General features: G+C 71.3%; 12 protein-coding genes. 11 read left to right on the forward strand and 1 reads right to left on the reverse strand.

Annotated elements, in window-relative coordinates:
- Positions 1-16 precede the first annotated feature (16 nt).
- From ACFYML_RS30125 to ACFYML_RS30175, 11 genes are all read left to right on the forward strand, one after another.
- Complete coding sequence (locus ACFYML_RS30125; RefSeq protein WP_357439218.1) at positions 17-760, forward strand: SDR family oxidoreductase; 744 nt, start codon at positions 17-19, stop codon at positions 758-760.
- 30 nt (positions 761-790) lie between these two features.
- Positions 791-2,155: a M20/M25/M40 family metallo-hydrolase gene (locus ACFYML_RS30130; protein ID WP_357439220.1), complete on the forward strand. Its 1,365-nt coding sequence runs from the start codon at positions 791-793 to the stop codon at positions 2,153-2,155.
- A complete protein-coding gene (locus tag ACFYML_RS30135) occupies positions 2,152-2,976 on the forward strand; it encodes an alpha/beta fold hydrolase (RefSeq protein WP_387423839.1) in 825 nt (274 codons plus the stop codon). The genes ACFYML_RS30130 and ACFYML_RS30135 overlap by 4 nt, the downstream gene beginning before the upstream one ends.
- Positions 2,973-3,437, forward strand: a complete 465-nt coding sequence (locus tag ACFYML_RS30140) for an Ohr family peroxiredoxin (protein WP_357439226.1) — start codon at positions 2,973-2,975, stop codon at positions 3,435-3,437. The genes ACFYML_RS30135 and ACFYML_RS30140 overlap by 4 nt, the downstream gene beginning before the upstream one ends.
- The gene (locus ACFYML_RS30145) at positions 3,424-4,410 is read left to right on the forward strand and encodes an EamA family transporter (protein WP_357439229.1); all 987 of its coding nucleotides are present in this window, start codon (positions 3,424-3,426) and stop codon (positions 4,408-4,410) included. Before ACFYML_RS30140 ends, ACFYML_RS30145 begins: the two co-directional genes overlap by 14 nt.
- Positions 4,411-4,455: 45 nt before the next feature.
- Positions 4,456-5,298: an IclR family transcriptional regulator gene (locus ACFYML_RS30150; protein ID WP_357439231.1), complete on the forward strand. Its 843-nt coding sequence runs from the start codon at positions 4,456-4,458 to the stop codon at positions 5,296-5,298.
- Between the two features lie 80 nt (positions 5,299-5,378).
- On the forward strand, positions 5,379-6,575 hold the full coding sequence (locus tag ACFYML_RS30155; RefSeq protein WP_387423840.1) for a CaiB/BaiF CoA transferase family protein: 1,197 nt from the start codon (positions 5,379-5,381) through the stop codon (positions 6,573-6,575).
- 37 nt (positions 6,576-6,612) lie between these two features.
- Positions 6,613-7,452, forward strand: coding sequence for a cyclase family protein (locus ACFYML_RS30160; RefSeq protein WP_357439237.1), 840 nt, complete (start codon positions 6,613-6,615; stop codon positions 7,450-7,452).
- Positions 7,445-8,890: an MmgE/PrpD family protein gene (locus tag ACFYML_RS30165; RefSeq protein ID WP_387423841.1), complete on the forward strand. Its 1,446-nt coding sequence runs from the start codon at positions 7,445-7,447 to the stop codon at positions 8,888-8,890. The genes ACFYML_RS30160 and ACFYML_RS30165 overlap by 8 nt, the downstream gene beginning before the upstream one ends.
- Positions 8,891-8,912: 22 nt before the next feature.
- A complete protein-coding gene (locus tag ACFYML_RS30170) occupies positions 8,913-10,376 on the forward strand; it encodes a dihydroorotase family protein (RefSeq protein WP_387423842.1) in 1,464 nt (487 codons plus the stop codon).
- A gap of 20 nt (positions 10,377-10,396) precedes the next feature.
- Positions 10,397-11,248: an HpcH/HpaI aldolase/citrate lyase family protein gene (locus ACFYML_RS30175; protein ID WP_387423843.1), complete on the forward strand. Its 852-nt coding sequence runs from the start codon at positions 10,397-10,399 to the stop codon at positions 11,246-11,248.
- 225 nt (positions 11,249-11,473) lie between these two features.
- Here the strand turns inward: ACFYML_RS30175 and ACFYML_RS30180 are convergent, their stop codons facing one another.
- On the reverse strand, positions 11,474-11,962 hold the full coding sequence (locus ACFYML_RS30180) for a DUF5317 family protein (RefSeq protein WP_387423844.1): 489 nt from the start codon (positions 11,960-11,962) through the stop codon (positions 11,474-11,476).
- Positions 11,963-12,350 lie beyond the last annotated feature (388 nt).

Raw genomic sequence — 12,350 nt, forward strand, 5'->3', positions numbered from 1 at the left:
AAACGTGGAGCAGGCCATGAGCAGTGACCCGAACCGGTTCGACGGCCGGGTGGCCGTGGTCACCGGTGCGGCACGCGGCATCGGCGCCCGCATCGCCGCCACCCTCGCCGAGCGGGGGGCCACGGTGGCCCGCGCCGACGTCCTCGACGACTGGGACAGCGAACTGTCCGGCGGGACGCACACCCGGCACCTGGTGGACGTGCGGTCGGCGCGGTCCTGCGCCGGCCTGGTCGCGGCGGTCCTGGACCGGCACGGCCGCCTGGACCTCCTGGTCAACAACGCCGGCGTGGTCCGCCGCGGGCCGGCGGCGACGATGTCCGAGGAGGACTTCACCACCGTCGTCGACGTCAACCTGACCGGTACGTTCCGGATGTGCCAGGCCGCGTACCCGGCCCTGCGGGACGCGCGCGGCGCGGTGGTGAACATCGGCTCCACCAACGGGCACATCGCGGTGCTGAACACGCTGGGCTACTGCGTGAGCAAGGCCGGCGTCATGCACATGGCGCGGGTGCTGGCCCTCGAATGGGCACCGGACCACATCCGGGTCAACGCGGTCGGGCCGACCATCGTGCCCACCGACATGACCTCCGACCTACGCGGCGACCCGGCGTACCTGGCGGACAAGATGGCCACCATCCCGTTGGGTCGGATGGCCGAGCCGCAGGACGTCGCCAACGCGGTCGCCTACCTGCTGAGCGACGCCGCCGCCATGATCACCGGCCAGACGATCTTCGTCGACGGCGGCGTCACCATCCACTGAGCCCCTGCCACCCCTGTGTGAGGAACCCGCATGCCACACCCTGACACCGCAGCCGCCCTGGCGGCGGTCGACGCGCACTTCGACGAGTTCGTCGAGGAGTTACAGCAGCTGTGCCGCATCCGCAGTCGCCGGCAGGAGCCGGAGCAGATGGCGGCCACGGCCGAGTTCATCGCCGGCTCGGTACGCCGCTGGGGCGGCAGCGCCGAGATAATCCCCTGGGAGCAGTCCTACCCGTACGTGCTCGCCGAGGTGCCCGGGGACGGCGAGGCGGCCCTGCTGCACTTCACCCACTACGACGTGGAGGTCGAGCCGGCCGGGGATGACGCCGACTGGATCAGCCCGCCGTACGCGGCGGAGATCCACGACGGGCGGCTCTACGCCCGCGGCGTGGCCGACGACAAGGGCGTCGTCATGTCCCGGATCCACGCGGTGGCGGCCTGGCGGCTGGCCGGCCTCACCCCGCCGGTCACCAGCAGGATCATCTTCGAGGGCAAGAAGTGGCTGCACAGCCCCGGCCTCGGCTCCTTCGTGCGGGCGCACGCCCGCCGGCTGGCCAGCGACGCGGCGCTGTGGGAGAACTCCTGGCTCGACGGCGACGACCGGCTGCTGCTCAAGCTCAGCGAGAAGGGCGTGCTCTACCTGCGGCTCACCGCGCAGACCCTGCCCCGGGACCTGACCAGCCAGAACACCGCGCTGCTGCCCGCCGCCACGGCCCGGCTGGCCGCCGCCCTGGCCCAGTTGCAGCGCCCTGACGGTACGGTGACGATCCCCGGCTTCGCCGACGACGCCCGCCCGCCGACCGAGGCGGAACGGGAACTGCTGGCGAATGTGGCGTTCGACGGGGACTTCCTCCGCAAGCGGGCCGAGGTCGAGCGGTTCACCGGGGACCTCGACGACCGGCAGGCGGCGCTGGCCATCCGTACCGTGCCGACGCTGACCGTCGCCGGTTTTGCCGGCGGCGACATGCGCGACGACGTGACGCTGGGCATCCCGTCGACCGCGTCGGCGAAGCTGGAGATCCGGCTGGTCCCGGGCCAGGACCCGGAGCGGGTGCTGGGCTGCCTCCGGGACCACTTGGCGGCGACCGGCTTCGGTGACCTGCGCATCGAGGTCATGGCCACCAGCCAGCCCAACATCACCGACCATCGCGATCCGTTCGTCGCGCTGGTCGCCGACGCGGCCCGCCGGGTGTACGGGACGGAGCCGGTGGTCGAGCCGTACACCCAGTGGATCGGCAACCAGGGGGTGCTCGCCGACCGCCCGATCGTCGGGATCGGCGTGTCCCGGGCCGATTCCGGGGTGGACGGCCCCAACGAGCACATCCGGCTGGACGACTACCGCGCCGGCATCAAGCACGTCATCGAGATCATGGCGGCCATGGCGGTGGCGAAGTGAGCCGGGCGCGCGGGGTGGCCCGCCGGGCATACGTCGACCTGCCGTGGGGACAGGTGCACTACCGCCACGGCGGCGACCCCGACCGGCCGGTACTGCTGATCCTCCACCAGTCCCCGCTGTCCTCGGCGACCTACGACGCGGTCGTCGAGCCCCTGGCCCGGCGGGGCCTGCGGGTCGTCGCCCTGGACACGCCGGGGTTCGGGATGTCCGACCCGCCGCCACGCCCCTGGTCCATTCCCGAATACGCCGACGCCGTGTGGCAGATCGCCGACGCCCTCGGACTGCCCCGGCTGCACCTGCTCGGGCAGCACACCGGCGCGATCATCGGGGCCGAGGCGATGATGCGCGCCCCGCAGCGGGTACACCGGCTGATCCTGCAGGGTATCCCGCTCTACGACGAGCAGGAGCGGGCGGAGAAGAAGCGGTCGTACGCCCCGGGTTACCTCCCGGCGCGTGACGGCGGGCACCTGCGGGTGATCTGGGACCGGGTGTACGGCCTCTACCCGAGACTGACCCCGGAGGAGGCGAACCGGCAGGTCACCGAGTACCTGTTGACCGGACCGGACTACGCCACGGCGTACCGGGCGGTCTTCGACCATCACGTGGACACCGCGGCGTTGGACGCGCTGCCCATCGTGCTGCTGCACGGAGCCGACGACCTGCTCGACCGGATGACGCCGCAGGTGCGGGCCGCGCTGCCGCACGCGCCGCTGGTCACCATCCCCGGCGGGACGGACTTCGTCGCCGACGAGCAGCCGGAGGCGTTCGCCGACGCAGTGGCCGCGCAGGTGCAGGCGGACGTGGAAGGGCGGCCGGCATGAGCATCGGGACACCGGCCGAGGCCGCGACGGCGGTCCCGGCGAACGTCATCTACACCGCGGCGGTGCGGGTGTCGGGCGGGCGGGGCGGGGCGGCGCGGTCGTTGACCGGGTCGCTACGGGTCGACCTCACCCGGCCGGCCCAGCGGGGCCCGGACGCGGCGGGCACCGATCCCGAGGAACTCTTCGCCGCCGGTTACGCGGCCTGCTTCGACAGCGCGCTGGCCATCGCCGCCCGCCAGGTGGGGGCGAAACCGGGGCCGACCACGGTCACCGCCTCAGTCTCCCTCGGGCAGACCGATGCGGGCCGGTACGCCATCGCGGTGGTGCTGGAGGTGTCGGCGCCGGAGTGCCCCCAGGCGGACCTGGAGCGCGCGGTGGCGCTGGCGGACCAGCTGTGCCCGTACTCGAACGCCCTGCGGGGCAACACTCCGGTGACGATCCAGGTCGATGGACACCGCTGACCTGTCCCGTGTCGCCACGGCGAGGCCGGTGGCGGCATCGCCGCGGCCTGCCGGCCCCGTGGCGCTGGCCGTCGGGCTCGCGGCGATCTACCTGCTCTGGGGCTCGACCTACCTGGGCAACCGGGTGGCCCTGGAGAGCCTGCCTCCGATGGTGTGCACCTCGGCGCGGTTCCTGGCCGCGGCGCTGCTGCTGTTCGCGGTGGCGGCGTCGCGGCGGGGACGGGTCGGGCTGCGGCCGGCGCGGGGCGAGTGGGGCGGGGTGGTGGCCAGTGGACTGCTGATGGTCGGGGCGGGAAGCGCGCTGCTGGCCCTGGGTCAGCAGTACGTCCCGACTGGACTGGCCTCGCTGCTGGTGGCCGGCATGCCGCTGTGGGTGCTGGTGCTCCGGTTGGGCGTCGGGCCGCGGCCGTCGTCGCTGGCGGCGGTTGGCGTACTGGGCGGGGTGGCCGGCCTGGCGCTGCTGTTCGCGGCGCCGACCGGGCAGTGGCACCTCGGCGGGATGCTGCTGGTGGTGCTCTCCACGATGGTGTGGGCGCTGGGCTCGACGCTGGCACAGCGGCTGAGGTCGCCGGCGGACCATCTGGTCGGCACCGGGTGGCAGATGCTCGTCGGCGGGGTGGCGGTGGCGGTGGCGAGCGTGGTCAGCGGCGAGGCGGGGCGGTTGCGGCTGGCGGAGGTGACCGGCCGCTCCTGGCTGGCTTGGGCCTATCTGATGGTGGTCTGCACCGTCGTGGGCTTCAGCGTCTACACCTGGTTGCTGCGAAACGCGCCGCTGCAATTGGCCGCCACCTACGCGTACGTCAATCCGGTGGTGGCGGTGCTGCTCGGCATGATGATGCTGAATGAAAGGCTGACCGGCCGGCAGGTGGTTGCCGGGGTGGTCGTACTCGCCTCGGTGGCGCTGGTCATCGCGGTGGAACGACCCCGGCAGGTCGAGGGTCTGCCGGCCGGCACACCTGTCGCACCCACCTGACGCCCGGCGCTGCCCGCCCACCTACGTCGACAGTAAGGACTGAGGATGACCACGACACCCGTCATTGACAATGACGCCAGCCGGACCCGGTCGGGCCTCGGACGTGCCCTTGATGTCATCAACATCATCGCCGCCCGGGCGCCGGAGACCCTCGGCGTGTCGACGATCGCCCGGGAGCTGGGGCTGCCGAAGGCGGTCGCGCACCGGATCCTCAAGGAGCTGGTGGCCGACGAGTTCCTCAGCTTCGACGAGGAGACCAAGCGGTACCGGCTCGGCGCCGGCGCGCTGACGGTGGGGCTGGCCGCGCTGCGCGCCATGGACGTGCCGGACATCGCCCGGCGGTATCTGGTCCGGCTGGTGCGCACCAGTGGTGAGACGGCCACCTTGTCGGTGCGGCAGGGCTGGTACCGGGTCTACATCGACCAGGTGCTCTCGCCGCACGAGGTGCGGATGTCGGTGTCGCTGGGCACCAGCCATCCGCTGCACTCCGGGTCGTCGTCCAAGGCCATCCTCGCCGCGCTGTCCGACGCGGAGGCCGAGGACTATCTGGACAACCAGCCGCTGGAGGCGGTCACCCCGTCCACCATCACCTCACCGGTGCGGCTGCGGGCCGAGCTGGCTCGGATCCGCCGCCAGGGGTACGCGGTGAGCATGGGCGAGCGGCAGAGCGGTGCGGGAAGCGTGGCGGCGGCGGTGCGCTACTCCACCGGTCAGGTGTTCGGATCGATCTCGCTGTGCGGACCGCAGAACCGGTTCACGCCCGAGGTGTGCGCCGGGCACGGCGCCCTGGTCGCCGCGGCGGCGGCGGAGATCTCCGCCGAGCTGGGTTTCCGGGCGCCCGCGCAGCGCGCGGGTGAGCCGGTTGAAGGCCGACCGGCACGGCGTTGACCCAGTAGGTACGACCGAAATTTTCTGCTCGGCGGAATGGTCTTCCGCTGAACCGAGCGATGACTGGGGAGGTGGAACGGGTGAACAACGGACCGCTGACAGGTCTGCGGGTCCTGGACGTCTCGACAATCCTCGCCGGGCCCCTGTGCTGTCAGATCCTCGGCGACTTCGGCGCCGAGGTGATCAAGATCGAGCACCCGAGGATGGGTGACAGCATGCGTGGGCACGGCAAGTCCAAGGACGGCCATCCCCTGTGGTGGAAGGAGATCTCCCGCAACAAGCGGCTGATTGGCCTGAGCCTCTCCGCGCCGGAGGGGGCGGCGCTGCTGCTGCGCCTAGCCGCCAGGGCCGACGTGCTGGTGGAGAACTTCCGCCCGGGCACGCTGGAGCGGTGGGGCATCGGCCCCGAACGGCTGCACCAGGTCAACCCCGGTCTGGTGATCGCCCGGATCACCGGCTTCGGCCAGGCCGGGCCGTACGCCTCTCGCGCCGGCTTCGGCACTCTGGCCGAGGCGATGAGCGGCTTCGCCCACCTCACCGGCACCGCCGACGGGCCGCCCACGCTGCCCGCGTTCGGGCTGGCTGACAGCATCTGCGGGATCGCCACCTCGTCAGCGGTGATGATGGCGTTGTGGCACCGGGAACGCTCCGGCCGGGGCCAGGTCATCGACATGAGCCTGCTGGAACCGATCATGACCGCCGTCGGTCCCGGTCCCACCGTCTACGACCAGCTCGGGGTGGTGGAACAGCGGCAGGGCAACCGGTCCACCAACAACGCGCCCCGCAACACGTATCGGACCAAGGACGGTTCGTGGGTGGCCGTGTCCACCAGCGCCCAGGCCATCGCCGAGCGGGTCCTCCGGTTGGTCGGGCACCCCGAGGTGATCGACGAGCCCTGGTTCCGTACCGGCGTCGGGCGGGTGGCGCACGCCGACGAGCTCGACGCCTACGTCGGCGCCTGGATCGGTGAGCGCACCCGCGACGAGGTGACCCAGGCGTTCGCCGAGGTCGGCGCCGCCGTCGCCCCGATCTACAGCGCCAAGGACATTGTCGAGGATCCGCACGTCCAAGCCACCGAGATGATCACCGTGGCCGACGACCCCGACCTCGGTCCGATGCGGATGCACAACGTGATGTGGCGGATGTCGGAGACCCCGGGCCGGATCCGGTTCACCGGCCGCGATCCCGGTGCCGACACCGACGCCCTGCTCGTCGACGAGCTCGGCTGCGACCCGACCGAGATCGCCGACCTGAAAGCCCGCGACATCGTCGCCTGACGACGCCGAGATGACAGCCGAAACGCGAGGAACCCCCGTGGCCACCACTGCCAGAACCGCCGACAGCCTGCTCGACGCCGTGCAGGCCGGCGTCACGATCTACGACCTGGGCCGGCCGCTCACCGTCGGCATGCCGCAGTCACCGAACCACCCGCCGTTCTGGATCACCCTGCCGCGCCGGCACGGCGACACGGTCCGGCCCGACGGCGGCTCCGCCGCCAACGACCTGCTGGTGATGGGCACCCACGTCGGCACGCACGTCGATGCCCTCGCGCACGTGTCCCACAACGGCCGGATGCACGGCGGGGTGGACGCCACCGCCGCGCAGGTCGGCGGCCGGTTCCACGAGTTGGGCGTGCACACCGTCGCGCCGATGGTCCGCCGGGGCGTCCTGCTCGACATCCCGGGCGCGCTGGCGCAGGAGAGCTGCTCGGCCGGCTACGAGATCACGGACGCCGACCTCGACGCCGCGGTGTGCCGGCAGGGCACGTCGGTGGGACCGGGCGACGTCGTGCTCATCCGCAGCGGCTGGGGGCGGCTGTTCGACCACGAGGACCGCACCCGCTACATCGGGAAGGAGTCCGGGGTGCCCGGGATCGGCGCGGACGGTGCCACCTGGCTGGCCGAACGCCGGGTACACGCCGCCGGAGCCGACACCATCGCCTTCGAGTGCCTGCCGCCTGGCAAGGGACACAGCGTGCTGCCGGCGCACCGCATCCTCCTGGTGGAACACGGCATCTACCTGATCGAGACGCTGGCGCTGGAGGAACTCGCCCGCGACGAGGTGTACGAGTTCACCTTCATCATGTCGCCGCTGCCGCTGTACGGTGCCACCGGCTCACCGGTGCGTCCACTGGCGGTGATCAGCCGTGACTGAGCCCACCCTGGGCCAGCGCCTGGCCGCCTTCGCCGCCGACACACCCGCCGACGCACTCCCCGACGAGGTGGTCGCCAGCGTCCGCGCCCGGGTGCTGGACATCATCGGGCTCTGCGTGGCGGCGTACCCGCTGCCGACCAGTCAGGCGGCCCTGGCGTACGTCACCGAGCAGGGCGGCCGGGGCCAGGCCTCGGTGGTCGGCCTGGCGGAGCGGGTGCCCGCGGCGCTGGCGGCGTTCGCCAACGGCGTGCTGGCGCACTCCCTCGACTACGACGACACGCACCTGCCGTCGGTGCTGCACCCCAGCGCGTCGGTGGTGCCGGCCGCCCTCGCCGCCGCCGAACTGGCCGGCGCGTCCGGCCGAGAAACGGTCGCCGCCATCGCCGTCGGCCTGGAGGTGTGTGTACGCCTCGGCATGGCCGGCTACGACCGGACCGTCGGCAATTCGGTCTTCTTCGAGCACGGCCAGCACGCCACCTCGATCTGCGGGACGCTCGGCGGAGCGGTCGCCGCAGCCCGGCTGCTGAGGCTGGACGCCGGCAGCACCCTGGACGCCCTCGGGGTGGCCGCCTCGATGGCCGCCGGGCTGATCGAGTCCAACCGCAACGGCGGCACGGTCAAACGGATCCACTGTGGCTGGGCGGCGCATTCGGCGGTCAGCGCGGCACTGCTGGCCCGGCACGGCGTGACCGGCCCACCGACGGTGCTGGAGGGACGGTTCGGCTTCTTCCAGGCGTTCCTGCGCGGCGAGTTCGACGCCGACGAGGTCGTCCGAGGGCTCGACACCGACTGGGCGGTGCCCGGCATCTTCTTCAAGCCGTACCCGGCCAACCACTTCACCCACGCCGCGATCGACGCGGCGATCGCGCTGCGGGAGCGGGGGCTGCCGATCGACCAGATCGACTCGATCACACTCGGCGTGCCGTCGCCGGTGATCCGCACCATCGGGCAACCCATCGAACGCAAGCGCGCCCCGCAGACCGGCTACGAGGCGCAGTTCAGCGGCCCGTACGCGGTCGCCGCCGGACTGTGCGGGGGCGGCGGGCTCGGCGTCGGGCTGGCCGACTTCACCGACGACCTGGCCCGTGAGCCGGTCCGCCGGGCCCTGATGGCAAAGGTCGAGGTGGTGCCCGACGAACGGTGCGACGCCATCTTCCCCAACCAGTTCCCAGCGTTACTGCGGGTGGTCACCCGCGACGGACGGGAGTGGACCGAGGCGGTCCTGGCCAACCGCGGCGGGCCGCAACGCCCGCTCAGCGAGGCCGAACTGGCGGTGAAGTTCCACCACAACACCGCAGCCGGGCTGCCGGCGCAGATCGCCGCCCAGATCGAGGAGGAGGTCCACCGGCTGGACCAGGCCCCCGACGTCCGGCAGCTGACCAGCTTGATCACGTGTGAGAGGGCCACCGACGCCGCGCCGGTGGCGCCGAGCCGCTGAACCGACAACGAGGAGCACCCCCATGACGACCTTCGACCTGCTGCTGACCAACATTCGCGTCGTCCGGCACGACCGGCCCGAACCCGAGCTGCTGGACGTCGCTGTCACCGACGGCCGGATCAGCCGAATCGCCCCACACATCGAGGTGAGCGAGGCCGCCCGGGCGGTCGACGGTGGGGGGCGGCTCGCCTTCCCCGGGGTGGTCGACGCCCACCAGCACTGGGGCATCTACAACCCGCTGGGCGAGGACACCGTGTCGGAGAGCCGCGCCTCGGTGCAGGGCGGCGTGACCACCGCACTGAACTACATGCGCACCGGGCAGTACTACCTCAACCGCGGCGGCCGGTACGACGACTTCTTCCCGGACGTCCTCGCCGCCGCCGAGGGCCGCTCATACATCGACTACGGTTTCCACCTGGCCCCGATGATGCGCGAGCACATCAACGAGATCCCGCAGTTGGTGGCGGAGCACGGGGTCACCTCGTTCAAGATCTTCATGTTCTACGGCAGCCACGGGCTGCACGGCCGCTCCGCCGACCAGAACTCATTCCTGATGATCCCGGAGGGTGAGCGGTACGACTACGCCCACTTCGAGTTCGTCATGCGCGGAGTGCAGGCGGCCCGTGAGCAGTTCCCCGAGCTGGCCGACGACATCTCGCTGTCGCTGCACTGCGAGACCGCCGAGATCATGAGCGCCTACACCAGGCAGGTCGAGCAGGAGGGCAGGCTGCGAGGGCTGGAGGCCTATCACGCCTCCCGGCCACCGCACTCGGAGGGGCTGGCCGTGTCGATCGCGTCGTACCTGGCGCACGAGACCGGGCTGCCGAAGATCAACCTGCTGCACCTGTCCTCGTACAAGGCCGTCGACGCGGCGCTGCGAATGGCACAGGCGTTCCCCCACATCGACTTCCGCCGGGAGGTGACAATCGGGCACCTGCTGGCCGACATCAGCACCGCGCACGGGCTCGGCGGCAAGGTCAACCCGCCGCTGCGCCCCCGCGAGGACGTCGAGGCACTCTGGGAGTACGTCCTGGACGGCAAGATCGACTGGGTGGTCAGCGACCACGCCTGCTGCCGGGACGAGGTGAAGTTCGGTGAGCCGCGCGACGACATCTTCGTGGCGAAGTCCGGCTTCGGCGGCGCCGAGTACCTGCTGCCCGGCCTGGTCACCGAGGGCAGCCGGCGCGGCCTGTCGTACCAGCGGGTGGCCGAGCTGACCTCGTGGAACCCGGCCCACCGCTTCGGTCTGCACCACAAGGGCGCGATCGCCGAGGGCTACGACGCGGACATCTGCCTGGTGGACCCGGACGTGACCTGGACGGTTCGGGCCGAGGACTCCGAGTCGACCCAGGAATACACGCCGTTCGAGGGCTTCGGACTGACCGCCAAGGTGACCGACACCTTCGTCCGCGGCGAGCACGTGCTCGTCGACGGCAAGGTCGCCGGCGAGCCGCACGGCCGGTACATCTCCCGGCCGCAGCGGTAGGGAGGCGAGGAGTGCAGACGGTGGCGCGCAGTTACCTGTACGTGCCGGGCGACCGGGCGGACCTGCTGGACAAGGCTAGCGGGCGGGGCGCTGACGCGCTCGTACTCGACCTCGAAGACGCGGTGATCGCGGCCCGCAAGGAGCAGGCCCGTGAGACGGTCGGCGCGTTCCTCGCCGCCGCCCCGCGGAACGGGCCTGGCCTGTGGGTCAGGATCAACAGTGACCAGATCGAGGCGGACATCGCCGTCCTCTCCGCGGCGGCGGTGGGTATCTGGGTGCCCAAGGCCGAACCGAACCTGCTCCATGAGGTCGACGCGGCGCTCACCCGGGCCGAGCGGCGGCTCGGCCCGGGTGCGCCGACCTTCCAGGTGGTGGCGCTGATCGAGACCGCCCGAGGGGTGCTCACCGCGGCGCAGGTGGCCGCCGCGCCACGCGTGCTCCGACTCGGCATCGGCGAGGCGGACCTGGCCGGTGAGCTCGGGCTGCAGCCGGGGGCGGACCGGGCGGAGTTCGGCCCAATCCGCTCGCAGGTCGTCGTCGCCTCGGCCGCAGCCGGGATCACCCCTCCCGTGGGGCCCGTCGAGACAACGCTGCGCGATGCAGCCCGGCTGGAGCAGACGACCCGGGCCCTGCTCCGGCAGGGCTTCCGGGCCCGCACCGCCATCCACCCCGGACAACTCGCGGTCATCAACGACGTGTTCGCCCCCACCGCCGCCGAGTTGGCGTCCGCCCGGGCGGTCCTGGAGGCGATGGAGCGGGCAGAACGTCGTGGCTCCGGTGTGGCGACCGACGCCGACGGCCGACTGCTGGACCGGGCCGTGGTCCGCACCGCTGCCGAAGTGGTACGGCGGGCCGACGCGTCGGCCGGCTGACTACCGCACGTCCCGCCCGGTCCGGCACGTGGTTCGCGTGCTGCCTCAGCTGGCTTCCGGGTGAACGCAGAGAAGCGCGCCGGCTGGGGCACCTCCCAGATGTGCTCCAGCCGGCGAGCGTCTAGCTTCCCTCCGTCAGCGGTGCGCCCACCGTGTAGAGCAGCAGTGCCAGCGATGCGAGCGTGAACATCGCCAGCATGACGCGCCGCCAGTTGACAGCCAGAGTCATGATTCACCCCCCTCGGTCTGTGACGGAACAGATTGTCCCCGCCGGTGGCGACACATGGCCAGCACGACCATCGCGCAGGCGCCGCCGCTGATCAGGACATCGCCAGGGCTGATGACCTTGTGCAGGGGTGCGATCGGGATAGTGTCGCCGAGGAACGGCAACCGTGTGTTGGCGTCGGCAGATTCGTTTGGGCGTCGCCAGGCCCGGACGCAGGCCCCCACTGCGGCGGCCACGGCGGGTTCGTAAGGCATCCGACCGTTGAGCGCGATGGCCAGGCCGTTCAAAGCAGCGCCCAGCGCGATGAACACACCGGCGACGCGGGTAGCCACCGGCCAATGTCGAAGGTTGACAGCAAGCCACACCAGCACGAAAGCGAACACGATGGCCAGCATGGACACGCCGACTTGCTGTTCAATGAAGCTCCGTACGCCCTTCACGTAGTACTGCACAACCTGACCGAGTGCGGCCAGCGGTGGATGCAACACCGGCTTGTTCGATCGAGGCTAACCGATTTGATTATCGATGATCAGTGATCATAGATTGGCCTGTGTGGAACGTTTTCGGCTTTCCAAGGCCGGGAAGCGTGTCGGTGTTCACCCCGTGGCGCATCACGTTTGGGTTGGCTCGGGGAGGGTTCCGGTGGCGTGGGCCGGCGGTGAGGGCCGGTTTTTGTGGATCGGTGTTGAGGCGTTGAGTCGGTGAGCGGGAAGCTGCGGCTGGTCGAGGGTGAGGCGGCCCGGACCGCGTGTGCCCGTGCTGTGCTGCGCGTGGGGGTGGATGAATCGGCCTGGGTTTCCCGGAGGGCATGATCTAACAGGGAGAGGATCATGCCAGCACCGAAGAAGTATGACGATGAGACGCAGGCGCGTGCGG

Source organism: Micromonospora sp. NPDC007230, from assembly GCF_042869115.1.
In the GTDB taxonomy this organism is placed as follows: domain Bacteria; phylum Actinomycetota; class Actinomycetes; order Mycobacteriales; family Micromonosporaceae; genus Micromonospora.

Excerpts from the sequence above, each read along its gene's own strand:
- ACFYML_RS30145 (WP_357439229.1), top strand. The coding sequence starts at position 3,424 with ATGGACACCGCTGACCTGTCCCGTGTCGCCACGGCGAGGCCGGTGGCG.
- ACFYML_RS30170 (WP_387423842.1), top strand. The coding sequence starts at position 8,913 with ATGACGACCTTCGACCTGCTGCTGACCAACATTCGCGTCGTCCGGCAC.
- ACFYML_RS30140 (WP_357439226.1), top strand. The coding sequence starts at position 2,973 with ATGAGCATCGGGACACCGGCCGAGGCCGCGACGGCGGTCCCGGCGAAC.
- ACFYML_RS30125 (WP_357439218.1), top strand. The coding sequence starts at position 17 with ATGAGCAGTGACCCGAACCGGTTCGACGGCCGGGTGGCCGTGGTCACC.
- ACFYML_RS30130 (WP_357439220.1), top strand. The coding sequence starts at position 791 with ATGCCACACCCTGACACCGCAGCCGCCCTGGCGGCGGTCGACGCGCAC.
- ACFYML_RS30150 (WP_357439231.1), top strand. The coding sequence starts at position 4,456 with ATGACCACGACACCCGTCATTGACAATGACGCCAGCCGGACCCGGTCG.